This is a genomic window from Ruegeria sp. CDSB136 (assembly GCF_059610965.1).
Genome location: NZ_JBXWOP010000011.1, coordinates 67258 through 91166 on the forward strand (window position 1 = coordinate 67258; position 23909 = coordinate 91166).

Annotated in this window: 22 protein-coding genes and 1 tRNA gene; 13 read left to right on the forward strand and 10 right to left on the reverse strand. The window is 58.8% G+C overall.

Features of this window, described 5'->3' with window-relative positions; genetic code table 11:
- Positions 1 to 4: 4 nt before the first annotated feature.
- The 4 genes from speA to speB all read left to right on the forward strand — a co-directional run bounded on the left by speA (position 5) and on the right by speB (position 5220).
- On the forward strand, positions 5 to 1894 hold the full coding sequence (gene speA / locus AC2FIR_RS13160; RefSeq protein WP_170615953.1) for a biosynthetic arginine decarboxylase: 1890 nt from the start codon (positions 5 to 7) through the stop codon (positions 1892 to 1894).
- Positions 1895 to 1918: 24 nt separating this feature from the next.
- Positions 1919 to 3130: a saccharopine dehydrogenase family protein gene (locus AC2FIR_RS13165; protein ID WP_170619729.1), complete on the forward strand. Its 1212-nt coding sequence runs from the start codon at positions 1919 to 1921 to the stop codon at positions 3128 to 3130.
- An 81-nt stretch (positions 3131 to 3211) separates the two neighbouring features.
- Positions 3212 to 4381: a carboxynorspermidine decarboxylase gene (gene nspC, locus AC2FIR_RS13170; protein ID WP_170615948.1), complete on the forward strand. Its 1170-nt coding sequence runs from the start codon at positions 3212 to 3214 to the stop codon at positions 4379 to 4381.
- Complete coding sequence (gene speB / locus AC2FIR_RS13175) at positions 4378 to 5220, forward strand: agmatinase (protein ID WP_170615946.1); 843 nt, start codon at positions 4378 to 4380, stop codon at positions 5218 to 5220. Before nspC ends, speB begins: the two co-directional genes overlap by 4 nt.
- A 40-nt stretch (positions 5221 to 5260) precedes the next feature.
- Here speB and AC2FIR_RS13180 read toward each other — a convergent pair whose 3' ends face one another.
- Positions 5261 to 5863 (reverse strand): HD domain-containing protein, encoded by a 603-nt coding sequence (locus AC2FIR_RS13180; RefSeq protein ID WP_170615944.1) that lies wholly within the window; start codon positions 5861 to 5863, stop codon positions 5261 to 5263.
- A gap of 99 nt (positions 5864 to 5962) precedes the next feature.
- Between AC2FIR_RS13180 and AC2FIR_RS13185 the strand changes: the two genes are divergently transcribed.
- Complete coding sequence (locus tag AC2FIR_RS13185) at positions 5963 to 6796, forward strand: LysR family transcriptional regulator (RefSeq protein ID WP_496762485.1); 834 nt, start codon at positions 5963 to 5965, stop codon at positions 6794 to 6796.
- 2 nt (positions 6797 to 6798) lie between these two features.
- Here AC2FIR_RS13185 and lptF read toward each other — a convergent pair whose 3' ends face one another.
- Positions 6799 to 7941 (reverse strand): LPS export ABC transporter permease LptF, encoded by a 1143-nt coding sequence (gene lptF / locus AC2FIR_RS13190; protein WP_170615940.1) that lies wholly within the window; start codon positions 7939 to 7941, stop codon positions 6799 to 6801.
- Between the two features lie 391 nt (positions 7942 to 8332).
- Here lptF and AC2FIR_RS13195 point away from each other — a divergent pair, with 391 nt between their 5' ends.
- Together AC2FIR_RS13195 and AC2FIR_RS13200 are read left to right on the forward strand one after the other, a co-directional pair.
- On the forward strand, positions 8333 to 8920 hold the full coding sequence (locus AC2FIR_RS13195) for a hypothetical protein (protein WP_496762487.1): 588 nt from the start codon (positions 8333 to 8335) through the stop codon (positions 8918 to 8920).
- Positions 8913 to 9140: a hypothetical protein gene (locus AC2FIR_RS13200; RefSeq protein ID WP_496746656.1), complete on the forward strand. Its 228-nt coding sequence runs from the start codon at positions 8913 to 8915 to the stop codon at positions 9138 to 9140. The genes AC2FIR_RS13195 and AC2FIR_RS13200 overlap by 8 nt, the downstream gene beginning before the upstream one ends.
- Before the next feature lie 514 nt (positions 9141 to 9654).
- On the opposite strand, the gene AC2FIR_RS13205 is transcribed toward AC2FIR_RS13200, so the two are convergent.
- Positions 9655 to 9730, reverse strand: a tRNA-Trp gene (locus tag AC2FIR_RS13205).
- Between the two features lie 143 nt (positions 9731 to 9873).
- Between AC2FIR_RS13205 and AC2FIR_RS13210 the strand changes: the two genes are divergently transcribed.
- From AC2FIR_RS13210 to AC2FIR_RS13225, 4 genes are all read left to right on the forward strand, one after another.
- Complete coding sequence (locus AC2FIR_RS13210) at positions 9874 to 10572, forward strand: lysophospholipid acyltransferase family protein (RefSeq protein WP_170615939.1); 699 nt, start codon at positions 9874 to 9876, stop codon at positions 10570 to 10572.
- 318 nt (positions 10573 to 10890) lie between these two features.
- Positions 10891 to 11655, forward strand: coding sequence for a hypothetical protein (locus AC2FIR_RS13215; protein WP_170817217.1), 765 nt, complete (start codon positions 10891 to 10893; stop codon positions 11653 to 11655).
- 160 nt (positions 11656 to 11815) lie between these two features.
- On the forward strand, positions 11816 to 12007 hold the full coding sequence (locus AC2FIR_RS13220) for a hypothetical protein (RefSeq protein WP_496746654.1): 192 nt from the start codon (positions 11816 to 11818) through the stop codon (positions 12005 to 12007).
- Positions 12004 to 12801, forward strand: coding sequence for a hypothetical protein (locus tag AC2FIR_RS13225; RefSeq protein WP_496746652.1), 798 nt, complete (start codon positions 12004 to 12006; stop codon positions 12799 to 12801). The genes AC2FIR_RS13220 and AC2FIR_RS13225 overlap by 4 nt, the downstream gene beginning before the upstream one ends.
- Positions 12802 to 12828: 27 nt before the next feature.
- On the opposite strand, the gene AC2FIR_RS13230 is transcribed toward AC2FIR_RS13225, so the two are convergent.
- The 5 genes from AC2FIR_RS13230 to AC2FIR_RS13250 form a co-directional block, all read right to left on the reverse strand.
- A complete protein-coding gene (locus AC2FIR_RS13230; RefSeq protein WP_480523706.1) occupies positions 12829 to 13074 on the reverse strand; it encodes a MoaD/ThiS family protein in 246 nt (81 codons plus the stop codon).
- Positions 13067 to 15322: a xanthine dehydrogenase family protein molybdopterin-binding subunit gene (locus tag AC2FIR_RS13235; protein WP_496746651.1), complete on the reverse strand. Its 2256-nt coding sequence runs from the start codon at positions 15320 to 15322 to the stop codon at positions 13067 to 13069. The genes AC2FIR_RS13230 and AC2FIR_RS13235 overlap by 8 nt, the downstream gene beginning before the upstream one ends.
- A complete protein-coding gene (locus tag AC2FIR_RS13240; RefSeq protein ID WP_170615926.1) occupies positions 15322 to 15801 on the reverse strand; it encodes a (2Fe-2S)-binding protein in 480 nt (159 codons plus the stop codon). The genes AC2FIR_RS13235 and AC2FIR_RS13240 overlap by 1 nt, the downstream gene beginning before the upstream one ends.
- Positions 15798 to 16664, reverse strand: coding sequence for an FAD binding domain-containing protein (locus AC2FIR_RS13245; RefSeq protein ID WP_170806909.1), 867 nt, complete (start codon positions 16662 to 16664; stop codon positions 15798 to 15800). The genes AC2FIR_RS13240 and AC2FIR_RS13245 overlap by 4 nt, the downstream gene beginning before the upstream one ends.
- 128 nt (positions 16665 to 16792) lie before the next feature.
- On the reverse strand, positions 16793 to 20005 hold the full coding sequence (locus tag AC2FIR_RS13250; RefSeq protein ID WP_496746648.1) for a reductive dehalogenase: 3213 nt from the start codon (positions 20003 to 20005) through the stop codon (positions 16793 to 16795).
- Between the two features lie 73 nt (positions 20006 to 20078).
- Between AC2FIR_RS13250 and AC2FIR_RS13255 the strand changes: the two genes are divergently transcribed.
- Complete coding sequence (locus AC2FIR_RS13255) at positions 20079 to 20981, forward strand: LysR family transcriptional regulator (protein ID WP_496746646.1); 903 nt, start codon at positions 20079 to 20081, stop codon at positions 20979 to 20981.
- On the opposite strand, the gene AC2FIR_RS13260 is transcribed toward AC2FIR_RS13255, so the two are convergent.
- The gene (locus tag AC2FIR_RS13260) at positions 20972 to 21823 is read right to left on the reverse strand and encodes a LysR substrate-binding domain-containing protein (RefSeq protein WP_496746644.1); all 852 of its coding nucleotides are present in this window, start codon (positions 21821 to 21823) and stop codon (positions 20972 to 20974) included. The two genes, AC2FIR_RS13255 and AC2FIR_RS13260, sit on opposite strands and share 10 nt — an antisense overlap.
- Before the next feature lie 105 nt (positions 21824 to 21928).
- Here AC2FIR_RS13260 and AC2FIR_RS13265 point away from each other — a divergent pair, with 105 nt between their 5' ends.
- On the forward strand, positions 21929 to 22630 hold the full coding sequence (locus AC2FIR_RS13265; RefSeq protein ID WP_496746642.1) for an SDR family oxidoreductase: 702 nt from the start codon (positions 21929 to 21931) through the stop codon (positions 22628 to 22630).
- A 2-nt stretch (positions 22631 to 22632) separates the two neighbouring features.
- Here the strand turns inward: AC2FIR_RS13265 and AC2FIR_RS13270 are convergent, their stop codons facing one another.
- Positions 22633 to 23904, reverse strand: coding sequence for an NAD(P)/FAD-dependent oxidoreductase (locus AC2FIR_RS13270; RefSeq protein WP_496746640.1), 1272 nt, complete (start codon positions 23902 to 23904; stop codon positions 22633 to 22635).
- Positions 23905 to 23909 lie beyond the last annotated feature (5 nt).

The following is a 23909-nucleotide window of genomic DNA, read 5'->3' on the forward strand; positions in this document are numbered from 1 at the left end:
TTGATTGAAACACACGCCCAACGCACCGCATTCCATCTACGGGGTTGAAAAATGGGGCAAAGGCCTCATCGAGGTGACGAAGCAGGGCGAGATCGGTCTGCGCAATCCCATGGCGCCAGAGGCTGCGGCAATCAGCCTGCCCGGCATCCTGAGCGACCTTGAGGAACGCGGCATCAGGGCCCCGATGCTTTTGCGTATCAGTTCCTACCTGGAAAACGAGATCGCTCATATCAATGAAAGCTTCCGTGATGCGATTGCCCGTACCGGGTACAAGGGGCACTATCGCGGTGTCTTCCCGATCAAGGTGAACCAACAGGCGCAGGTCGTGGACCGGATCGTCGAGTTCGGGAAGAAGTACAATTACGGCCTGGAAGCCGGATCGAAACCCGAACTGGTGATCGCGCTTGCCCATCGTCTGGCCAGCGAAGCGCTAATCGTGTGCAACGGCGTCAAGGATGCGGAGTTCATCCAACTGGCAATCCTCAGCCGCAAGATCGGCTTTAACACCGTCATCGTGCTGGAAAGCCCGAAAGAGGCTGACACGGTGATCGAGGTCTATAACGATCTGGGCATCGAGCCCTTGATCGGTGTGCGGGTCAAACTGACCAACCAGATCAGCGGCAAGTGGGAAGAAAGCTCGGGCGACCGGTCCGCCTTTGGCATGAACACCGATCAGCTGGTCGCTACTGTCGACAAACTGAAAGCGGCCGGTCTGCTGCATTGCCTGAAGCTGCAGCACTCGCATCTCGGATCTCAGGTGCAGGACGTCAACGACGTGCGCCGCGCCGTGGGCGAGGCTTGCCGCTATTACACCGAGCTGACGCGCGAAGGTGTACCGCTGACCCATCTGGACCTCGGCGGCGGCATGGGTGTGGACTATACCGGCGAAAAGAAAGCCGCCGAGAACTCGATCAACTACACGGTCGAGGAATACTGCGCCAATGTCGTCGAAACCGTGGCCTACGCGATGGATGAGGCCGAAGTGGCCCACCCGACTCTGGTCACCGAAAGCGGTCGCGCTGTGGTGGCAACCTCGTCGATGCTGCTGTTCAACGTGCTGGAAAGCACGCTCTACGACGCGCCCAACGGGCCCGAGGTGGAACCCGATGACCACCATATGGTATCGGACCTGGCCGCTGTGTCCAGTTACCTCAGCAGCGACCGGTTGCAGGAATGCTGGAACGACGCCACCTTCTATCGCAATGAACTGCGTGCCCTGTTCCGGCGCGGCTATGTCGACCTGCGCCAGATGGCCCGGGCCGAGCGCATCTACCTGTCGCTGATGACCCGCCTCAAGGCGCTTGCGGCCAGCGACGATCTGGAAACCGATGTGGACGACCAGCTTGAGAAAGTGGCTGATATCTACCACTGCAACTTCTCGCTGTTCCAATCCCTGCCCGATGTCTGGGCCATCGACCAGTTGCACCCGATCGTCCCGCTGCAGGGTTTGAACGAAACACCGGACCGCCGCGCGGTCCTGTCCGACATCACCTGCGACAGCGACGGCAAGATCGACCGCTTCATCCTGGCCGATGGTGTCTCTCCCAGCCTGCCGGTGCATTCGCTGCCTGAAGAAGACGAATACTACATGGGCGTCTTCTTCGTCGGCGCCTATCAGGAAACGCTGGGCGATCTGCACAACCTGTTTGGTGATACCAACGTCGTCACCATCGACCTGCGCGCTGACGGCGGCTTCGACCTGCTGCACGAACAGGAAGGCGACACCATCTCCGAAGTTCTGTCCTATGTCGAGTTTGACCCCGGCGATTGTGTCGCTGCCTTCCGCAAAATGGTGGACGAGGCGATCTCGACCGGTACTCTGAAAGCCAAGGACCGCAAAACCCTGATGAGCGCCTACCGCGACTCGATCAACGGCTACACCTATTACGAATAACCCCCTGTGAGAGGAGAAAACCCCATGGGCAAAACACTGGTTGTCGGCGCAGGCGGCGTATCCCACGCCGCCGTGCACAAGATGGCAATGAATTCAGACATCTTCACCGAGATTACTCTGGCCAGCCGCACGAAATCGAAATGCGACGCCATCGCCAAATCGGTGAAAGAACGTGTTGGCGTTGATATCGCCACCGCAGAACTGGACGCCTACAAGGTCAAAGACACGGTCAAGCTGATCAAGGAGACCGGCGCGGAAATCCTCGTGAACCTCGCCCTGCCCTATCAGGATCTGGTTCTTATGGATGCATGTCTTGAGGCCGGTATCCATTACCTCGACACCGCGAACTACGAGCCCGAGGATGAGGCCAAGTTCGAATATCACTGGCAGTGGGCTTATCAGGAGCGGTTCAAGGAGGCTGGCCTGACCGCCATCCTCGGCTCGGGTTTCGATCCGGGTGTGACCAGTGTGTTCGCCAAATGGCTCAAGAAACACAAGCTGGACACCATTCGTCAGATCGACGTTCTGGACGCCAATGGCGGCTCGAACGATCAGGAATTCGCCACCAACTTCAACCCGGAGATTAACCTTCGCGAAGTATTGGCCGAAGTGCGCCACTGGGAAGGTGGCGAGTGGAAGCACTCCCCCGCCATGACCCATAAGGTCGAGTTTGACTTCCCCGCCATCGGCCCCAAAAACATGTACCTGATGTATCACGAGGAACTGGAGTCGCTCTCGACCCACTTCCCCGAGATCGAGCGTGCCCGCTTCTGGATGACCTTCGGTGACGCCTATATCACCCACGCCAAAGTGCTGGAAAATGTCGGCATGACCCGCATCGACCCGGTGATGCATGACGGCAAGGAAATCATCCCGATCCAGTTCCTGAAAACCCTGCTGCCCGATCCTGGCGATCTGGGCGCGGAAACCAAGGGCAAAGCCTGCATCGGCGACATCGCCACGGGTCAGGCCAAGGATGGCTCGGGCGAGAAGACTTATTACATCTACAACATCTGCGACCACGAGGAATGCTATGCCGAGGTCGGCAGCCAAGCGGTCAGCTACACCACCGGTGTCCCTGCCATGATCGGCGCGGCACAGGTTCTGAAGGGCAACTGGACCGAGCCGGGCGTGTGGAACATGGAACAGCTCGACCCGGATGATTTCATGGACATGCTGAACAACCACGGCCTGCCGTGGCAGGTCCATGAACTCGACGGCCCCGTCGAATTCTGATCTGGTCTTCATCTTTTTCCAAATACTCCGGGGGTCCGGGGGCAGCGCCCCCGGCCTCTCCACCCCAAGGAGACGCCGGTTATGTCCGACATGATGACCACACAAGCCGGGGATGCCGGAGCCTTCCGCAATTTTGACCTGAGCCGTGTGCCGACCCCCTGCTTCGTGGTCGATGAAAAGGCCGTCGAGCGGAACCTGACCGTTCTCGCCGATATCGGATCCGGATCAGGCGCGCATGTGCTGAGCGCGCTCAAAGCGTTTTCGATGTTCTCGCTTGCCCCCCTGGTACGCAAACATCTCGGTGGCACCTGCGCCAGCGGCATCTACGAGGCTCGGCTGGGCCGCGAGGAATATGGCGGTGAGGTCGCCACATTCTGCGCCGGGTACAAGGACGCGGATATCGACGAGATCCTGTCACTGTCCGACCACATCATCTTCAACTCTCCGGCGCAAAAGGATCGGTTTCTCGCCAAGGCACAGGCTGCGGGCGTTCAGGTCGGCTTGCGCATCAACCCGGAACACTCCGAGGGTGAAATTCCGAAATACGATCCCTGCGCCCCCTGTTCTCGGCTGGGAACGCCCGTCAGCCAGCTCACCTCGGAAACCCTGACCGGGGTTGATGGCCTGCACATGCACACGCTCTGCGAGCAGGGATTCGAGCCGCTGCAGCGCACGTGGGACGCCGTTGAACCGAAACTCATGCCGTTCATGGGGCAACTCAAATGGCTGAACTTCGGCGGCGGGCACCATATCACCCGCGACGACTATGACCGCGACGGGCTGGTCGCTTTCATCAAGGGCATCCGCGAAACATATGGCATCGATGTCTATCTTGAACCCGGCGAAGCCGTCGCACTGGACGCAGGCGTTTTGATTGGCGAAATCCTCGACCTGCCGACCAATGGCATGAACCTTGCGATCACCGATATCTCGGCCACCTGCCATATGCCCGACGTGATCGAAGCCCCCTATCGTCCGGCTTTGATGGATGAAGCCGAGGCTGGCCACACATACCGTCTGGGCGGCCCGTCCTGTCTGGCGGGCGACGTGATCGGCGACTACACATGGGACAAGCCGCTGGAGATCGGGCAGCGCTTCGCCTTCCTGGACCAAGCCCATTACTCAATGGTCAAGACAAACACATTCAACGGCGTGCCGCTGCCGACCATCGCGCTGTGGAACAGCGAAACGGACGAACTGAAAATCATCAAAAAGTTCGGCTATGAAGACTTTAAGGACAGACTCTCATGAGCATTTTCCTCGACAGTGAACTGACCGCCTCCGAGCGCACTGAAGATGCGCGGTTCCACGTGATCCCGGTGCCGCTGGAGCGCACGGTGTCCTATGGCTCGGGCACGGCCAAAGGGCCCGAAGCAATTATCGAGGCCTCAAATGAGCTGGAGCGGATCGTCGGCAGCGCTGAACCCTGCCTGCAGGGCATCTTCACCGAGCCGCCATTGGATTGCGATGCCTCGCTGCCGGAAATCATGGAACGCCTGGCCCAACGCACCGAAGCCGCAGTGCGCGCGGGTAAGGTGCCGGTGACGCTGGGTGGCGAGCATTCGCTCAGCTACGGTGCAGTCATGGGTGTTGCCCGTGCGTTGGGTCAACCAATCGGTATTGTTCAGGTGGACGCGCATGCCGACCTGCGCAACGCCTATCAGGGCGAAAAACACTCCCACGCCTCGGTCATGCATCTTCTGGCCGAGGAAGGCATCCGACTGGCCCAGTTCGGCGTTCGTGCCTTCTGCAAAGAAGAGGCCGAGAGCCGTGTACAAAACAACGTTTTTCACGTCGATGCCGAAGAACTGGTGACCGACAACATCCACGCCATCGACCTGCCCGAAGACTTCCCGGAACTGGTTTATGTCAGCTTTGATGTTGATGGACTGGACCCGGCGATCATGCCGGCAACCGGCACCCCCGTTCCCGGTGGGCTGGCCTATTACCAGGCGCTGCATCTGGTGGAACACGCGTTGAAGGGGCGAAAATGCGTCGGACTCGATGTGGTCGAACTGGCCCCCGATGGCGATGCCGCATGGGATTTTACCGCCGCGCAGATCGTCTATCGTCTGATGGCAAGCTGCTGATCGGTTCAGGCGGGCGGCTCAGGCCCGCCTGTCATTTTTCTTAATCAATCTTGCCGTCGTCCGCCGTCTCGTTCAATTCCATGTGGCCTTCTCCCTTGTTCAGAACCCGGCGCAACATGGGTTCAAAGAACTCCAGCGGTTTGGTCGGGTAATCGGGGTCGAAGGCGCACTGGTCGTATTCGTGGCAGAAATACCGGCAGTCTTCCCAGTACGGGCTGTCACGATACTTGTCGCGGGCGTTGCGGTCGCCACCCAGGAAGTGATTGTAATAATACCCCTGAAACACGCAGTGATGCTTGAGAATCCAGTAGGTTTTTTCGCTGACATAGGGCTTCATCATCGCCGCTGACAGCTCACCATGGTTGTAGGGGGACAGGATATCGCCTGTATCATGCACCAATGCAGCGATGACGATCTCTTCGTCGGCCCCGTCGTTATAGGCACGGGTCGCGGCCTGCAGGCTGTGTTGATAACGGTTTACAGGATAGGGCGTCCACTCTTCATCGAGCGAACGGATTGCATCCAGAATGCGATCCGGCAGAGCCGCGTTATAGGCGTCTTCGTATTCCATCACCGCCAGAAAATCTTCCTTGGTGGCGTTTTCGAAACTGGTCCAGGTGGGTTTGTGGCTTTTGTCCAGCATGGCGCGTCCTTTGGCTGAAGTTGCGCATCATGATAGTGCAATCCCTGTGGCCAAAAAAATGAATTGATTTTATCGGTTCGATCAAAAAATACTTTCGGCATGCAGATCAAAGCGCTCGAAACATTTCTGTGCGTTGCCGAGGTCGGAGGCTTTCACGCCGCGGCCCGCAAGCTGAACGTGACCCAGACTGCCGTCAGTGCGCGTATCCGCGCGATTGAAGATGAAACGGGAAAGCAACTGTTCAATCGGGGCGCGGGTGGCACCACACTGACTGATTTCGGGCGGCAATTTCGCCCTTACGCTGAACAGATGCTGTCGCTTTGGTCCTTTGCTTCACACGACCTGCCGTCTCAATCCCAGAACCGCATCGCCTTGCGGCTTGGCGCACAGCTGAGCATCTGGGATCCGTTGCTGGTTGATCTGGCCGTGCGGTTCGAACGGCAGTCCGGAAAACTGTTGCTGACGCTGAACTATGACCACGATCTGAACATGGTCGACGCTGTCGCGACGCATGTTCTGGATGCCGCCCTGACCCATGAAAAACCGGCCGATCCGCGCGTGGTGTTTCACGACTTGGGCACCGAGCGCCTGATACTTGTCCGAACCCGGGGCACGGCCGACACCGGCCAGGATCTGGTATTTGTCAATCTGGAATTGGGTGAAGTCTATCAGGACCACGTGAAATCCGTGGCCCGACAGGCGCCGGGGCAGACGATTTTTCTTGGCAATTGCATGATGGCGCTGCGCTATGTGTTGCGCCGGGGCGGAACTGGGTATTTCCCGCGCTACGTCATCGAAGACCACCTGCGATCGAAGGAACTGATCCCGATTGAGGGGGCACGTGACCTGTTACTGCCGCTCTATCTGGTGACCCGCAGTGATGGCGCGGGCATCGACGATATCCTGAGCTGCCTTGCCGATCTTCGCGGCTGAACTCAGGTGCCTGCCTGCGGCATTGTCTGGCTTTCGGTTCGCCGCATCACGACAAGCGGCCGGCCCGCAACAAACAGGAACATGCAGGAAATCAGGATGCCCCCGAAGGCCGGCAGATACAGCATCGGCCACATGGCAGGATCGGCGATGACAATGGGAGAGATAAATCCGCGAACACCCTCCAGCAGAATAAGGATGGTGAAAGCCCCGAATATCTGTGGCCAAAGGCCAAACCGCGAGAAACTGCCCAGCATCAGCGTGGAATACCCCGCCATCGCGACAGCAATACAGATCGCGATCCAGGAGAACCGCTGGTGCAGCTCCTCGATCATCTCACCCTGACTGAATCCTTCCGCTGCCGAGATTGCGTCCCGGTCATTGAGCAACTCGATTGTCGGAACCGCTTCGAGGCTGCGGTCGTTCATGCCGCGCGAACTGGTCAACCCGGATATGTCGTAAGACGCGTCCTGAAACAGGGTCGAAGACAACGTCCGGCCTTCACGGTCCAGGCGCAGCGCAATCCCGTCCAGCATCACAAGATGCAGACCCGCATCATTGTTGACCAGATACGCCGTCTTGCTGGAATAGCTGGCCGAGTTCAGTTTGTCGCGACGATCGGAAACAAACACTTCGTGCAAAGTACCGTCCAGATCAATGCTGCCGATATAGACCGTCACCGAAGCGGCCGGGTGCAGAAATTCACCCTCGTTCAGCAATTGCGCGGTAACGTCCCCGGCGACTTCGGCCTGCCGCTGCTCAAGCTGATCGACGGATGCTGGGCGCAGGAAGATGCTGATGACCGCCATCATCAGCCCGGCAATGACACCAAAAACCAATACTCCGCGCGCCAGCCGCCACGGGCTTGACCCGGTGGCCAGCATCACCGTCATCTCGCTTTCCCGACTCAGCCGGTTGGTGGCGTAGACTGCGGCAGCAAATACGGCCATTGGCATCACCGTGCGGATCAGCGTCGGCAGCGTCAGGGCCGTGAATTCAAGAAACACCATGGCCGACTGACCACCGCTGATTACCCGGTCAAACAGGCTGACTGATCGGGTAATCCAGAAGACGCCAACCAGAACCAGAGTGAAAAATCCGAACAGCACCAGCAACTGCCGCAGGAAGTAACCATCGAAACGCGACATGTATCCCCATCCCGGTGCGTTCTGTCTGCACGGGACAATAGGCCATTCATTCGCCGGAGGGAACAGCGATTGCCCGTGAAACTGAACCCGCACAAGGAAGGGTATCCCCAACCTGGGCTTCGTCGACAACATGGAAGGAAATGGCAGGGGCAGCAGGGTTCGAACCCGCGACCTACGGTTTTGGAGGCCTTCAAAGATTCTTGAAACTAAACAATTTTCCCTCCAACCGACCGATTTTGCTCGCTATACAAATCAAGGGGTTACACAAAAATTCCCAACTGAAGCACCCCACCCTCATCACTAAAGGTGCCTATTGACGCACCCTTGAAGGCATCGTTGCCAAAACGTCAAAGTTGTGCTGGATTGTTCAAAATATTGCGAGAATTGAATTATGTCGGATGAGAGCCGCGCCTATTACTTCGCGTTACTAAACATTGCCCGAGAAAGAACAGCAGAGAGCCTGAACCGTAGACTGCTAAAAACAGGTGGCATTCAAAGATGGGACAATCTGACTTTGTGTTCCATCCTGTCAGACAAGGGGGATGCGCTGAAATTCGCCGAGGAAGAATGGCCAAAATACTACGGACCCGAAACTCATAACGGGTTCGTCACAAATTGGACAGAATTAGTACACAAGAACCTGAATGATACTGATCATTTCAACCTGGCTATCTGGCAAAAAGTTGAGGAGGAACAGGTTCTTGTGGCGCTAGCCTTGGGAAACCCATCGAAGCGAAGAAAGTACATGACCCTTAAATGGGTTGAAAGGTTTTTCGGGCATAACCATCTTTCAGGCAGGGCACTTTGGCCGATTTTGACTTGCGCCGAAGAGTATGCAAGGCTTCTCGGGTGCGAGAAAGTATTGATCAAAGACCCTATTGACCCGGAAAAGTATCAAAGATACGGGTATGAAACTTTTGTCCACCCCGGCGTTCGCTTCGGTGGATCTTATTTGGGAAAGGATATGACATATGGCTGAGATGAACCCGAAGCCTGTCGTGAGCGACGATGTGCAGGCCGGATTTTGGGCCGCGATCAAGCGCGCTCAGTCCATTCCGGCAGACACCAAACTGATTGACAACATGCCAGACGAAGAATGGCTGTCAGATGATCCAAACCATTGGAACATTTGCGCTGGTAGCAGCAATGGTGAAAATGAAATTGACGGTCTGGATGATGAAGTTGTGAGTGCAGCTTGATCACTTCACCTAATTAGGTTTTGAGAACCCCGCTGCAGCGGGGTTTTTCTTTGGGCGATTCTGGTATGGCTTCTTCGCCCGGCGTAGCAGCCATACCTTATACCCTGACCAGTCACCCGTCCTAATCATCAAGGCGTGGTGAGACACCGGTGAACATGCCGGTGCTGCCGCCAGTACCGTTATGCGCCAGCGGCTTGAACTTCCATCCAATGTGCAGATACCAGCGGCCTTTTGAGCGCCCACAACTCGGCTGCAGTTCGGAGTACCGCCGCCCGATGGCCTCAAGAACGATAGAAAAACAGAAGCAGCCGTCCCGGCTAGGTTCGAACAGGCTTAGTTTGGTGACCAGCCTCTGAACAGCCTCACGATATCCACTATCTCTACTGTGACGCAAAGGTTGCAGAATCGGAAATTCGCAAGCTGGAACAGAAAGAAATGCATAAATACTGCAAACTAAGCTCCCAACTGGTCTAATCCAGTCTTTGCAAAATTAGTGTAAGTGATTGATTTTAAATGGCAGGGGCAGCAGGGTTCGAACCCGCGACCTACGGTTTTGGAGACCGTCGCTCTACCAACTGAGCTATACCCCTGTGGTGCGACCCAGATATGCCAGCCGCGCGGCGGACTCAAGAGGCTTTTTGCGATTCATCGTCAGATCACCCCGGGGACAAACAAGTTGCACAGAACGCGCAGTTCTTTAAGACAAGGTCTGGTCAGCAAAAGGATACAATACGTGAGCCTCCGCAAGAAAATCGCAGACAGCGAAGCCGTTCTCAACTGGGCGGCGCGGCGGATCGCCAGCTACATCCGGATGGTTCATCGCAACACGAACTGGCAGCGCCTCGGGTTTGAGGAAATGGACAAACTGGTGGAACAGGGTGAGCCGGTGATTGTTGTGATGTGGCACCAGCGGCTGACGCTATCGCCCTACCTCTTTCCATTGGACAAGGGACGGGTTTGTACCATCACGTCGGCCGCGCGCGCCGGCAGCATGGTGGGCCGGGTGCAAAAGCTGTTCGGATTGGACTCGATCGCCATGACCAGCCGGAAACGCCACGTCGCCTTGTCGCGCGAGGTGCTGGGGATGATCAAGCAAGGCATTTCGATTGGCATTGCCGCCGACGGTCCGCGTGGGCCCGAACGGGTGTTGTCGACCGTGCCGCTGGTTTGGGCCCGCACCTCGGGCAAACGGGTGTTTGGCATTACCTTTTCTACCCGCTACGGGCGCGAGGCCGGAACGTGGGACCGCATGCTGCTGCCCCGCCCCTGGCGCAATCAGGGCGTTTTCCTGTGTCGGGAATGGACCGAAACCGTCCCCCGCAAAGCCAGTGAAGAACAGATCGAAACGCTCAGGCAAAGCCTTGAGCACCACATGAACGATATCACGGCAGAAGCGGACCGGATGGTCGGGCGTGAACCCTGGCAGGGTTAACAGCCAAGCATCAATTCCAGCCAAAACAACCGGACTTCAACTGCTTCGAACAAGGTGTAGTTGATTTGTCTTCTTGCAACAGTCATTTCGAACGGCAGGTTTCGCCGGTACTGCATTCTCGCAGCGGTTGAAATTTTCAATTAACGTCGGTGCCGAATCACGAGATACGACACCATGACTGATTCAAAGCAAAAGCAAGATTTTTCAGAACGAATACAACGCATTCAGCAGAAACACGGCACCCCTCCGCCACCGCAAGTCCAAACAGAAGCTCCGCCCAGTGAACCGGCGCCGAAAGGTCATAATCTCCGCAACGCTATGATCTGGGCCATATTGGCGGCCATGGCCGGGGTTGCCGGGTTCCACGGCCTGATGATGTTCGACGAGTGGAAACTGTCGCAAGCAGCGGCCCCAGACAACCAGCCGGCCCCACAGCCACAACCCAAGCCTGTGCAGGACGTTCGCCAGATCACCGATCAAGGCTGGAGCATTCCCAGCCCGGGTCTGGCAACTGCGGGCCGGGGACAATTGACCGTGTTGGATGTGGCGACGGGCTTTGAATCTTCAGTGAAGGACGCCCCACCCAACGTGCTGATCCCTTTTGCCGTTAACTCCAATTGCACCTTCAAAAGACCGCAGCCGAATGATGTTGCCTATAACGTGCGCATGGAGACCGGCACGCTGCTGACAACGACCCATGTGTTCTCGAACCGGGCCATCGCAAATGCACTGATCGACCAAATCAAGGGTGTGCAGGTTTCGGAAAAACACTATCAGACCGGATCCCGGGCGCAGGGACGGATGTTTGCCGTGGACGTGTTTGTCACGGACACGTCGGCACCCGTCTATCTGGTGCTGCAAAGCTTCCGCCAGAACGTGATCTGGAACCTGCAACTGGCCAGGGGTGTCACCCTGTCGCATGTCGCGATGATCGGCGAGAACTCGGGTCTTGTGGTGCCGGAACAGGACATGCCGCTCGAGGCAATCAGGATCAGCGACTTTGTAACGAACTTTGAATTTGGCGCGAATGATGACCCGGGGCCTTGCATGGTTGCACCATGGCGAAGGCCACAGGTGCATTAGCCCGCGCAGACCAAGGCGGATAACGGAAATGATCTGTACACGAACCAAATTTACAGCTTCAACACCGGTTACCGCGCGTTTGACGCATGGTACCGGCAGGTCATGGGTGTGCCTGCGGACACCAATGTAACAGCCCCCCCACAGTGCGGCCCATGTCCTGGTGGGCGACCTGCCGGACCAGCCAATCGAATATCGCAGCATGGCCGGACGTGATGTCTATGTCTCGGAAAACGATTTTACGCTGATCGGAGATGACACGTTTGAGGACACGCATGTCATGCTGCTGACCGCCGCGGTCGGTGGTGACCTTGCGCTGCTTGATCCCGCGCCGCAGGAGGTTTCCCGGCAATGAAACTGATAGGTACGGCCCTGACTCTGTCGATCCTCGCCCTACTTGCGGTTTGGTATCTGCCGACGATGTACTGGGGCTATCAAATCAGCCGCGCGGTTTCACAGGCGCAGTCCGACGACGACGCGGCGTTTGAAACCGTGGGTGAACTTGCCGAAGGCCCACCACTTGTTGCCTGGCTTCGCAACAACAAGAAGCTGAACGCAGCATTCAACCCCACGGACCTGACCACAGGCCGCTATGTGTCATACAAGCTGGAAATGCCGTTTGAGGCTTTGCTGAAGCCCGGAGAAACCCTGCCAGAGCCGGATTTTCAGGAACTTTATGCCCATGCACGCGCGCCGCAAACTCTGGCGGGATACTGTTTCGAAGTACTGGGCAACCTGGGAACAAAATGTGATGTTTCCAAATCCAACGCCACGCTTTCACGGGATGGAACCGTCAGGATCATCGGAAACCTGCAATATGTCCCGGATTACGAAACCGGCGATCCGTCAGTCGTCAAGAACGGCGAACTCATCTCGGCCAGGGTGCGGCTGATTGCTGGCCGCGATCTTCACAACACTCTGGGCAACCGCGCAGAGGTGTTCGAAAAGGTACGCAAAATCTGTACTGAAATCCGCGCCTTGCTGGGAAACTGCATTATTTCTTCGATCAGTTTCGATATCACCCCACGGGACGGCGTTCAAATTCTGCGGGCCTCGGCCCGTTTCGACGCCTTCGCCGACAGCACACAATATCGACGCGACTCTCTGCAAACCGCCGTGGATCAAATAGCCGAAGGTCTAGTGAACTGATCGTTGCCCCTTCCGGGTCAACCTCGCTCAGCCGCCACGCAGGCGTTGCATCAGGTAAATCTCGCTGCCTTCCGGAATCGGTTCGGTCAGTCCCGAGGCGATGACGCGGCCGTCGATGGCGATTGATACCCCGGCATCAATCGGTGCCTGCAATTGCGGATGCGCGCGAACAAGTTCGCGCAGCAACTCGCCGGTGGTTTTGGCCTGCACCTCGACCACCTGCCGGCCCCCGGTCAGAGACCGGAGGCCGGACCAGAGATGGACCTCAACCATTGTCCTTGAGCGCCGCCAGAATGCGGGGCGGCGACATTGGCAGTTGCTTCATCCGCACGCCCGCCGCATTGGAGACAGCGTTGGCGATGGCCGCCAGCGGCGGCACGATGCCGGTCTCGCCCACGCCGCGCACACCGAACGGGTGGCCGGGGTTGGGCACTTCGACAATCACCGTGTCGATCATCGGCAGATCACTGGCCACAGGAATGCGATAGTCGAGGAAAATCGAGTTCTGCAACCGGCCATCCTCGCCGTAGATATACTCCTCATTCAGCGCCCAGCCGATGCCTTGCGCGGCACCGCCCTGATACTGACCTTCCACATAAGTCGGGTGGATGGCCTTACCGGCATCCTGAATGACCGTATAGCGGGTGATCGCGGTTTTGCCGGTTTCCGGATCGACCTCGGCATCGACGATGTGGGTGCCAAATGACACGCCCGCCCCTTCCGGAGTGGCTTCGAAATGCCCCGAGATCGGACCACCGGTCGCACCCATATCTGCGGTGATATCGGCCAGCGGCATTGGATCGAAATCGCCTGCGTTCGGACCCGAAGGCACGGCACAGCCGTTTTCCCATTTCACCGCATCGACCGGGATACCCCATTTGGCCGCCGCGCGTTCACACAGACGTTCCACAGCGTTTCTGGCTGCCTTGATGGTCGCCAGCCCGCTGGCATAGGTCACGCGCGAGCCGTGGCTTACGTCATTGTAGCCCAGCGTCGCCGTATCCGCGACGGTGACACGAATGTTCTCGTATGGGATACCCAGCACTTCGGCCGCCATCAGGGCCATCGACGCACGCGAGCCACCGATGTCAGGTGTGCCGACCATAACCTGGGCCGAGCCGTCCTCGGACAGCGCAAGCGAGACGCTGGTTTCACCACCGTGATTGAACCAGAACCCGCACGAAATGCCGCGCCCCTGCCCCGGTTTCAGCGGTGCCGAATAGTGGGGATGGGCCTTGGCCGCCTCAAGTGTTTCGACCAGACCGATACGTTCGTAAGTCGGGCCATAACTGGCTTTGGTGCCTTCGTGCGCCGCGTTCTTCAGACGCACGTCCACCGGATCCAGCCCCAGCTTTTTGCACAGCTCATCCAGCACGGATTCCACCGCAAAGGCCCCCATGGGCGCGCCGGGCGCGCGATAAGCGGCTTGTTTCGGACGGTTGGCCAGAACGTCATAGCCGACCTGACGAACATTGGTCAGGTTGTAGGGCGCAAAAGCGCACATGGCGGTCATATCCCCGGGCGCTCCCGGAAAGGCACCGCCCTGCAGTCGGAAGATACCTTCGGCCGCCGTGATCGTGCCGTCTTTCTTCATGCCGATTTTGATATCCATCGACGCGGACGAGGTCGGGCCGGTAGCTCGGAACACCTCAGAGCGGCTCATTACGATCTTAACAGGCCGGTTGGCCTTGCGGCTCAGCGCCAATGCAACCGGTTCGATGAACACGGTGGTCTTGCCACCAAAGCCACCACCGATTTCCGAGGCGGTCACCCGCAGCTGCGCCGTTTCAATGCCTAGCAGCGTGGCGCAGTATTTCTGCGCGTACCAATGGCCTTGCGTGCAGCACCACAGCTCACCCTTGCCGTCACTGCCCAGAGATCCAAGGCAGGCGTGCGGTTCGATATAGCCCTGATGCGTTGCCTCAGTCACAAAACTGTCTTCCAGGATCAGATCCGCCTCGGCAAACCCGGCCTCGACGTCGCCATGGCCGCTTTCGTGATAGCGCACGACGTTGGGGTGCATCCCTTCGGGCACGGAATAGTCCGCAGCCCCTTCGCGGATTACCGGCGCATCAGGGGCCATCGCCTTGTCCACATCCGTGACGTGGGGCAGCACTTCGTACTCGACCTCGATCAGCTTGAGCGCATCGCGCGCAGCCAAAGCCGACGTGGCCGCAACCGCCGCAACAGCGTGACCATCATAGAGGGCCTTTTCACCCGCCATGACGTTTTCCAGCACGCTCCAGAATTCGCCTTCCAAACCGGGCTTGAAGGGCACATCCGCGAAATCGGCCCGGGTCACAACGGCTTTGACGTCCTTCAGCGCCTCGGCCTTCGATGCGTCGATCTTCACGATCCGGGCATGCGCATGAGGGGAACGCAGGATCGCGCCGTGCAACATCCCGGGCGCATAAGCATCGGCGCCAAACCGGGCCCGGCCCGTCACCTTATCCAGACCATCCGGCCGGTCAGGACGGGTACCCACGAAATTGAATTCGGATTTCCGATCGTCGAGTGCCATTACGAAGCCTCCCGCATCTCAGCTGCCGTATCCATCACGGCACGAATGATCTTGTCATATCCCGTGCAGCGGCACAGGTTGCCCGCCAGCCAGTACCGGGTCTCCTCCTCGGTCGGGTTCGGGTTCTTTTCCAGCAGGGACTTCGCCGCAACCAGAATACCCGGCGTGCAGATGCCACATTGCAGGGCGGCGTATTCGATGAATTTCTTCTGCAGCGGGTGCAGAACATCGCCATCCGCGATACCTTCGACGGTTTCGATCTGCTTACCTTCCGCCTCGACACCCAGCATCAGGCACGAGCATACCAGACGGCCATCAACCGTGACCGAGCACGCGCCGCAATCGCCGGTGCCGCAGCCTTCTTTGGCGCCGGTCAGGTTCAGCTTATCACGCAGGCAGTCCAGCAGGGTTTCGCGGGGATCACACAGGTATTCAACCGCGTCACCGTTCACGGTGGTGGATACGTGTAACTTGCTCATGCTTGCTCTCCCTTCGCGCGGGCATAGGCGATTTTTGCGGCGCGCTTTGCCAGAACACCCGAAACTTCGGTGCGGAATTCGATTGTGCCGCGTTTGTCGTTGATCGGATTACAGGCGGCGGATGCAGCCGCAGCCAGTGCATCAAGCGCGGCGTCGTCCAGAGTGGTGCCGATGATGGCCTTGGCGCAGTCTTCGACCAGCAGAACGGTCGGGGCCACCGCACCCAACGAAACACGCGCCTCGGTGATCTTATCACCATCCAGGCGCAGGTTCACGCCGACGCCGACGACGGCGATGTCCATCTCGGTACGTGGAATGAAGCGCAGATATGCGTCTCCACCGTTGTCTCCCCGCGCCGGAATGTGCACCGCGGAAATCAGCTCGCCCTTGGTCAGCGAGGTCTTTCCGGGGCCAACAGGAATATCTTCGACCGCGACCTCCCGCGTGCCGCCAGGACCGGTCACGGTCACCGTGACACCGGCCGCTACCATGGCCGGCACGGAATCAGCCGCAGGCGAGCCATTGCACAGGTTGCCCGTCAAAGTCGCGCGTCCCTGTACCTGGGTGGAGCCGATCAGATCCATTGCCTCGACCACGCCGGGCCAGTCGCGGCCAAGTTCGGGGTGCTCGCTCATTTCGGCACCGGTGGCGGCGACGCCAAGGGTCCAGCTGCCATCGGCGTTTCGGGTGATGTCCCGCACCCCATTGATTTTTTTCACGTCGATCAGTGTATCGGGGGTCACCAGTTCCGAACGCAATTGCACCAGTACGTCGGTGCCGCCTGCAAGAAACCGGGTCGTGCCCGTTGCATTCGCTGCCAGCGCCGAAGCTTCTTCGAAACTGTTGGGGCTGTGATAGTCCATTTGTTTACCTCGCACCTGTGGATCAGGATTAACTGGGGTTTGAACGGGACGTTAGTGCAGCAACCAGGTGGCGTCCATGGCCGGAACGACCAAAATTTAGGTTTCCCAAAGTCGTTTTTGAACAATTGTCAGAGGTCAATCTCGATCACGCCATCCGCATTCGCGGCGCGGCTTTGGCATAAAATGATAGCTCCTTCGCGCTGCCGGTTCGACAACACAAAATCACGATGCTCAATTTCGCCCGAGATAACCCCGCATTTGCAGACCCCGCAAATGCCGTCGGCGCATTTCACATCCACATGAATTCCCGCCTCATTCAGCACCTGAGCGGCGTCCTTGTCCGATGGGACGGTCAGCTCCCTGCCTGACTTTGCCAGCTTCAGAGTGAACGGATGGTTTTCGTATTCGGGTTGCTCGGGAACCGAGAAATACTCCAGATGCCGGGCGTCTTCGGGAAAACCCTGTCGTTCTGCCGCTTGTATCACGCCGTCCATATATCGATCCGGACCGCAGGTATAAACGTGCCAACCTTCCTGATAATCCGACAGGATGACATCCAGATCGGCCCGGGTGTTTTCGTCCGAAAAATGGTAGTGCACATGATCGGCCCAGGGCGCTGCGGCAAGGTCCTGCAGGTAACCAGCGCCCGCCCGCGTACTGGCGGAATAGTGCAACTCGAAGTCTCTGCCCAGCGCGTGCAGCCTGTGCGCAAATGCAATCATCGGGGTGATGCCGATGCCGCCGCCCATCAGGAACGTCTTGCTGGCAGTCTCATCCAGTTCAAAGTGATTGATGGGTTTTGAAATGAATACTTTGCGCCCCTCGCCGAAGATACGGTGCAACAGCGCCGAACCGCCGCGCCCTTCATCTTCGCGCAGGACGCCGATCTGATACGTGGTCCGGTCAGCAGGATCGCCCGACATGGAATACTGACGCAGAAATTCCGGGGCGACCAATACATCCAGGTGTGCGCCGGCAGTCCAGTCCGGCAAAAGCGTACCATCCATGGCCGAAAATTCGTATTTCGTGACATCCGGAGTCATCTTGTCGACCCTGGTCAGTTCAACCCGCATCACCGGTGCGTCTCCGGCAATCTTATAGCGGTGAACCACACTCATATCCCCGGCAGCTTTGCGCGCCTTGTACTCGTCTGCCGAAACCAGAGCGTCATAGGCGGCGATCCCGGCCTCGCGGTCCATCGCGAACGGATAGGGCCATGGGTGCGGGGCCAGGTAAGCCGGGTAGACGGCCAGCGTCTGATCCTCGTATTTCAGGTCCAGATCCTTTTGCAGGTCACGCCGGTTCAGGGGATGGGTCGAAGGGCGATAGGCCCCGTCCGCCTGCAGCTCGATATCCCACCACCATTTCTTGGTGTCGTTCAAACCGCCATTTCCGACCGCGTCGTCCAATCGCGCCAAAACGGGTGCGGCGGATGGGATGTTCATCGCTGCCCAGCGGAAAGGGCGTTCGCTGAACAGGCCTTCAAGGTTCCAAGGGCAGGTTTTCATGCACCGCCCGCACATGGACCCGCCCGGTGTCGTGATCCGATAGGTGGCGCATTTCTGGCTGTCAGATTTCCAGATTTCATAGCCGTTGAACATCAGTTTCGGTCCGGCAGTGATCGCCCCCGAGGGACACTCGCGCGCGCATTTGTTACAGGACTCGCAAAAGCTTTGCAGGCCAAAGTCGATGGGCTTGTCGTGGCTCATCGGCATATCTGTCGTTACCACGCCCGATTTCAGACGCGGGCCCAGATAGGGGTTCAGGATCACCTCGCCAATGCGGCTGACTTCGCCCAACCCCGACAGCAACAGCAGAGGTGGCTGAAGCACTTCGCCATCCATCACCGTATGCGCCTTGGCCTTGTAGCCCAGATTGCGGATTTGCTGGGCAATCACTCCGCCCAATAAGGAAAATCTAAGATACGCACGCATGGACTGGGCGACGCTGATCCAATCGTCACCGCTGGCGCCCTCCATCGTCTCATACCCTTGGTCAATGATCATGCTGACGGCCTGATCATGGGGCGGCTCGATGACTTCGCCGGTTGCGTCGTGGGAATACCAGGCCCAGTCCGGGCATCGGCTGAGACCGACCGCGTCGACCCCAAGATAGTAGGACGCCGCCTTGATCTTCGCCGCGTTCCGCTGCGCATCTGTTGGATTGCGTCCTTCGGCGCTGTCGCCATCCTGCAGCAGAACGAAGGCACCCAGCGCGCGCCTTTGTGCGAAGCTGGGCGCGGATTTGCGGACATAGTGCCCGCCTTTGGCCGCGTCCTGCAGGGGCTTGCCCATATCTCCGAATTGCGCGCGGGCAAACATGTCCGCCCGTTTCGGCACGCGGGCCACGTTTTCTTCGTCAATGTATGTGGTTGGATCGTCGACACGCGTCAGCTTTTCGAACGGATGCGCGCCATCTACATAGCGGCGCTTGGCATACGGGTCACGGTTCAGCGCACCTTTGGCGAAACCTGCACCCAGCCACCACGCGGGACCCTGAGTTTTGAACCACGGTTGCCGCGCCATGGGCTTCAGGGGCCTGTCATGGGCGATCTCCATCTCGGTGGTGATTGCAGCCAACCCGAACCGTTTGCCAAGCCAGGGGGCGACAAGCGCGCCGTCCTCGGCCGTGACCAGCCCCGCGGCAACGGCCAACCTGTTCAGATCCACCTCGGACGACATGTCCGTGTGCGCCCGCGCATCAAACCCGAGCAATCGGATATAGTTGGCAATCACCACCGCGTTTTCGGTCGACAAAAGGCAGGCACGATGGTCCTGTGCATCTCTGATCCACTCTGTCCCCGGCTCATCCGCGTCCGGGTCGCGATGATGATCGTAAAGGAAAACAATCGCATGTCGGTGAGCGTCTATCGAGCCGGTCTCCGCCTCCATGCTTTCCTTCAGATCCGCCATGATCACATCGATGCCCGAGGCCAGCGTCTTGGTCTGGCGCGTTCTCAGGGCGTGGGCCAGCCGGTCGATGTCGCGATTTCTCCGGGGTTCGGGCAACAGCGCCTCAGTCGGCAGCGGTCCGCATCCGATCATTGAGGCATCATTGAAATAGCCAAACGCCTTCAGATGATTGGCCCGCTGCAACGGGCTGTCCGGAATTCCCGCAATCGCGGGGTTCACGAACCCGTCACGGATAGCATCCATCATGGCCTGAAATTCGCCCATCGCGTTCACGATGCTTTCAGGCTGGTCGGGGCGGTGAAAGCTGAGCTCTTTCATCGGCGGCACAAGCGACAGATCCGGAAGGTTGTCCTGCCGGGCCAACCGCTCCATTGGGTAAGCCCCCATATGGACGGGTCGGTTCTTGTCCGAGAAAAAGCGTATTCCCATTCGCGCCTCCTGATCTGAAAGCTGCCTATCCTGCCGTGGACAGTAAATCCATTCATGAATAATCATAGATTGTATGAGCAAAACTGATTTTATTGATTTGGATGGCAAGGTGCTGCGCATCTTCCTGACAATACTCGAGGAAAGCTCGGTCTCGAAGGCGGCCGACCGGCTTGGCGTTACGCAATCCGCAATCAGTCATACACTGGCGAAGCTGAGACTGGTGTTGAACGATCCGCTGTTCATTCGTTCAGGTCAGGGCCTGACCACGACCGAGCGCGCCTTGTCCCTGAAAGAGCCGGTTCAGACGCTGCTCGACGATATGCGGGCCCTGACCCACGAGCGCCCATTCGATCCCTTGTCCGAAGAAATGGCGTTCCGTATCGCCACCAACGACATGCCGCGTGAGCTGATCTTTCCCGAACTGCTGCGCGCCAGCCGCGCGGACGGCATTCGCGTTGAACTTGGTTTTATTCCGTCAGGTGTTCCCGACCCCGAACTGCTGCGCGGAGACAGGTGCCAACTGATGCTGACGCCGCTGCCGCCGGACGGGCCGGACATCATTCAGAAGCTGTTGATCACCAGCCCGCTGATGATTTTCTATGACGGCGCGATGCGAACGCCTCCGGACAGTTGGCCCAGCTATTGTCAGGCGGAACATGTCGAAGTGCGGTTTGCCGATGGGCGCAGTTCGCGCGCGGTGATGCGCGGCGTTGATCAGTCGCAGATCAGACCACCCACCGTGGCCCTGCCGCATTTCAACGCTATTCCATCTTTCGTGAAAGGCAGCGATCTGATTTCGACCGACACGGCGCTGATGAAACAGGGGCCGTTGTCTTCGCTTGATTGCGCGCCGCTTCCGTTCAACTGCGACCCGGTTTCGATCTACATGGTCTGGCACCAACGATCGACCAACGACCCCGCGCATCGGTGGCTGCGAAAGCGGATCGAAGCGGTCGCGGCAAGGCTTCAGGTCTGAGACAACAGCCAGTCGCGAACCAACCCGACCAGTTCTGGCTGTCGTGGATTGGCAGGTGCCACGACGTGAAACCCCAGATCCCCGATCAGAACATCCGGCAGTGCTTGCATAAGACGACCGGATTCCAGTTCCCTCTCTACCAGCGGCGCGTTTGCCAGCGCGATCCCCTGCCCCGACATCGCCGCATCGATGGCAAGGCTGGTCTGGCTGAAACTCATCATCCGGGGTTTGCCGGTTACTCCGACACGCTCAAGAAAAAGCGGCCAGAGGCCGTGGGTATCGTTCAGCAGGACCTGGCCCATAAGATCACGCGCAGCCCGCACATTCCCTGCCAGGTCCGGACTGCAAACGGCAACGAACTCGGTCGAAAACAGGGGTGTTACGATCAGCCCGGGCCCGAAAGGTGCGCGACCCTGCCTGACGGCGATATCTACATTGTCGGCCCGGAAGTCTGCCAACCGCTCGCGGGCGTCTACCTGAACCGAGATGTCGGGGTGCAGGTCCGTGAATGTGTTCAGGCGCGGGACCAGCCATTTCGACGCGAAACTGGGTGTAACCGAAATGGTGATCTGTCTTGTGCCGGCCAGGTCATCGACGGCCTCTTCGATAAGCTGGAAGGCCCGTTGCAGCGGTGCGTGAAACCGCCGCCCCGCTTCGGTAAGGCGCAACCCGCGTGGCATGCGGTCGAACAGTTTTTCCGCCAACCGCGCCTCCAACCCGCGCACCTGCTGCGCGACCGCGCCTTGTGTAACGCCCAGTTCGTCAGCGGCGCGTCGAAAGTTCAGGTGTCGTGCCGAAGCTTCAAAAGCCCGCAATGCATTCAACGGAGGTAGAGCGGCCATCGCATAAACCAGTAGATTTTCTACTGTTTTATGGCAGAAGAACTGATTGGTCAAACCCGGCCGCAACCTCCACATTCAATCCAGACATTCAATCGGAGAGAAGAAATGGCAAAAGTGGCTCTGATCACGGCAGGCGGCAGCGGCATGGGGGCGGATGCGGCCCGGCGGCTGGCGGCGGATGGCTTCAAGGTCGGCATCCTGTCCTCATCCGGCAAGGGCGAGGCGCTGGCGGATGAGTTGGGCGGCGTAGGCGTTACCGGATCGAACCAGTCCAATGACGATCTGCAAAGGCTGGTTGATATATCCATGGCGCAATGGGGCCGCATTGACGTGCTGGTCAATTCCGCCGGACACGGACCGCGCGCGCCTGTTCTGGAACTGACGGACGAGGACTGGCACACCGGAATGGACGTCTATTTCATGAATGCCGTCCGCCCGACACGGCTGGTCACACCAATCATGCAGGCGCAGGGCGGTGGATCGATCATCAACATCTCGACCTTCGCCGCATTCGAACCGGATCCGGTGTTTCCGACCTCAGGCGTGTTCCGGGCTGGGCTGGCGGCCTTTACAAAACTGTTTTCGGACAAATACGCAGCAGACAATATCCGCATGAACAACGTCCTGCCCGGCTTTATCGACAGCTTGCCCGAGAAAGAGGAATTCCGGGCGCGCATACCCATGGGAAGGTACGGTCGCAGCTATGATGAGATCGCGTCTGTCGTTGCCCTGCTGGCATCCGAAGGGGGCGGATACATCACGGGTCAGAACATTCGCGTCGACGGTGGCATCACACGATCCGTCTGACCTCAGAACCGTGCCTTCACCAGATGCGTCAACGCCGCGCCTGTTTCAAAAAAGGCGCGGCGCAATCCTGTCCAGCCTTCACGATGCGCATCCACGGGCGGCACTGGCAGCACTGACGGATCATCCACCAGAAGGCTTTCGGCCATGAGACGCCCAAACACGGTTCCCGGCCCGATGCCGCGCCCGGAAAAGCCGTGTGCGGACAAGGCGCGCGGTCCAAGCCGAGTGATTTTCGGGATGTGATCCGATGTCATTGCAATTCGCCCATGCCAGCCATCTGTCAGCGGCTGGTCCGCCAGTTGCGGATAAAGCTCGGCCATCTTGCGGCGTACCCACCCAGAATGGGCCCACCGCCCAGCGTGGCCCAGATCCCCCATCGCGCCGATGATAAAGCGCCCATCGGCATCCAGTCTGAAGGATGTCATGATCAGGCCGGTATCCCAGCACCCTTCGCCACCCGCAAGGATGGTGTCGCGCACACCATCCGGCAAAGGCTGCGTTGCGTATTGGAAATAGTAGACCGGCACATAGGCAGGCGCGGTTTCCTGCAGGTCGCAGTGATAGGCGTTTGTCGCCTGAATGAGCGCCTTGGCCCGAACAACTCCGCCTTCCGTGATCAGTGACCATCCGCCCTCGTTCTGTGTCACGGATCGTACGGGGCTGTTCGTGAACACCCGCGCCCCGGCCGCGATTGCGGCCCGGGCAAGCCCCTGAACATAAGACAGCGGCTGGATGGTTCCCGCCCGGGGATCAAAAAGCGCACCGTGAAACGCGGAACTGCCGGTACGTCTGCTGGTTTCCTCGGCAGTCAACAGCTCGACCGGAGCGCCGGATGCGCGGAGCTGCGCATGGCGTTTCGCAAGGTCCTGATTGCCTGCCGGGGAATGTGCGCAATGCAATGTCCCGTTCCTGACCGGCGCACAGTCAATTCCGTGTTGCCCGATCAGGCGAAAGACTTCGTCCGGAGCCCCGGCCAACAGGTCAATCAGTCGGTCGCCTTCGGCCTTACCGAGATGCGCGCGGATGTCGTCCGGAGGCAGCCATAGGCCCGCATTGGCCAGCCCCACATTGCGCCCCGATCCGCCGTGCCCGATCTCCTGCGCCTCGAGCAGACAGACCGATGCGCCTGCTTTGGCGGCCGTCAGGGCAGCGGAACAGCCGGTGTACCCCCCGCCGAGTATCGCCAAATCCACGGTCAGATCGGCAGTCAGCCGGGTGCTGTCCACATGCTCGCGGCTGGTATTCAGCCACAATGGCTTTTCATGATCGCTCAACTCGA

Excerpts from the sequence above, each read along its gene's own strand:
- AC2FIR_RS13165 (WP_170619729.1), top strand. The coding sequence starts at position 1,919 with ATGGGCAAAACACTGGTTGTCGGCGCAGGCGGCGTATCCCACGCCGCC.
- AC2FIR_RS13215 (WP_170817217.1), top strand. The coding sequence starts at position 10,891 with ATGATCTGGGCCATATTGGCGGCCATGGCCGGGGTTGCCGGGTTCCAC.
- AC2FIR_RS13250 (WP_496746648.1), bottom strand. The coding sequence starts at position 20,005 with ATGGGAATACGCTTTTTCTCGGACAAGAACCGACCCGTCCATATGGGG.
- AC2FIR_RS13255 (WP_496746646.1), top strand. The coding sequence starts at position 20,079 with ATGAGCAAAACTGATTTTATTGATTTGGATGGCAAGGTGCTGCGCATC.
- AC2FIR_RS13195 (WP_496762487.1), top strand. The coding sequence starts at position 8,333 with ATGTCGGATGAGAGCCGCGCCTATTACTTCGCGTTACTAAACATTGCC.
- AC2FIR_RS13200 (WP_496746656.1), top strand. The coding sequence starts at position 8,913 with ATGGCTGAGATGAACCCGAAGCCTGTCGTGAGCGACGATGTGCAGGCC.
- AC2FIR_RS13240 (WP_170615926.1), bottom strand. The coding sequence starts at position 15,801 with ATGAGCAAGTTACACGTATCCACCACCGTGAACGGTGACGCGGTTGAA.
- nspC (WP_170615948.1), top strand. The coding sequence starts at position 3,212 with ATGTCCGACATGATGACCACACAAGCCGGGGATGCCGGAGCCTTCCGC.
- AC2FIR_RS13265 (WP_496746642.1), top strand. The coding sequence starts at position 21,929 with ATGGCAAAAGTGGCTCTGATCACGGCAGGCGGCAGCGGCATGGGGGCG.
- AC2FIR_RS13225 (WP_496746652.1), top strand. The coding sequence starts at position 12,004 with ATGAAACTGATAGGTACGGCCCTGACTCTGTCGATCCTCGCCCTACTT.
- speB (WP_170615946.1), top strand. The coding sequence starts at position 4,378 with ATGAGCATTTTCCTCGACAGTGAACTGACCGCCTCCGAGCGCACTGAA.
- AC2FIR_RS13180 (WP_170615944.1), bottom strand. The coding sequence starts at position 5,863 with ATGCTGGACAAAAGCCACAAACCCACCTGGACCAGTTTCGAAAACGCC.
- AC2FIR_RS13185 (WP_496762485.1), top strand. The coding sequence starts at position 5,963 with ATGCAGATCAAAGCGCTCGAAACATTTCTGTGCGTTGCCGAGGTCGGA.
- lptF (WP_170615940.1), bottom strand. The coding sequence starts at position 7,941 with ATGTCGCGTTTCGATGGTTACTTCCTGCGGCAGTTGCTGGTGCTGTTC.
- AC2FIR_RS13245 (WP_170806909.1), bottom strand. The coding sequence starts at position 16,664 with ATGGACTATCACAGCCCCAACAGTTTCGAAGAAGCTTCGGCGCTGGCA.
- AC2FIR_RS13235 (WP_496746651.1), bottom strand. The coding sequence starts at position 15,322 with ATGGCACTCGACGATCGGAAATCCGAATTCAATTTCGTGGGTACCCGT.
- AC2FIR_RS13230 (WP_480523706.1), bottom strand. The coding sequence starts at position 13,074 with ATGGTTGAGGTCCATCTCTGGTCCGGCCTCCGGTCTCTGACCGGGGGC.
- AC2FIR_RS13260 (WP_496746644.1), bottom strand. The coding sequence starts at position 21,823 with ATGGCCGCTCTACCTCCGTTGAATGCATTGCGGGCTTTTGAAGCTTCG.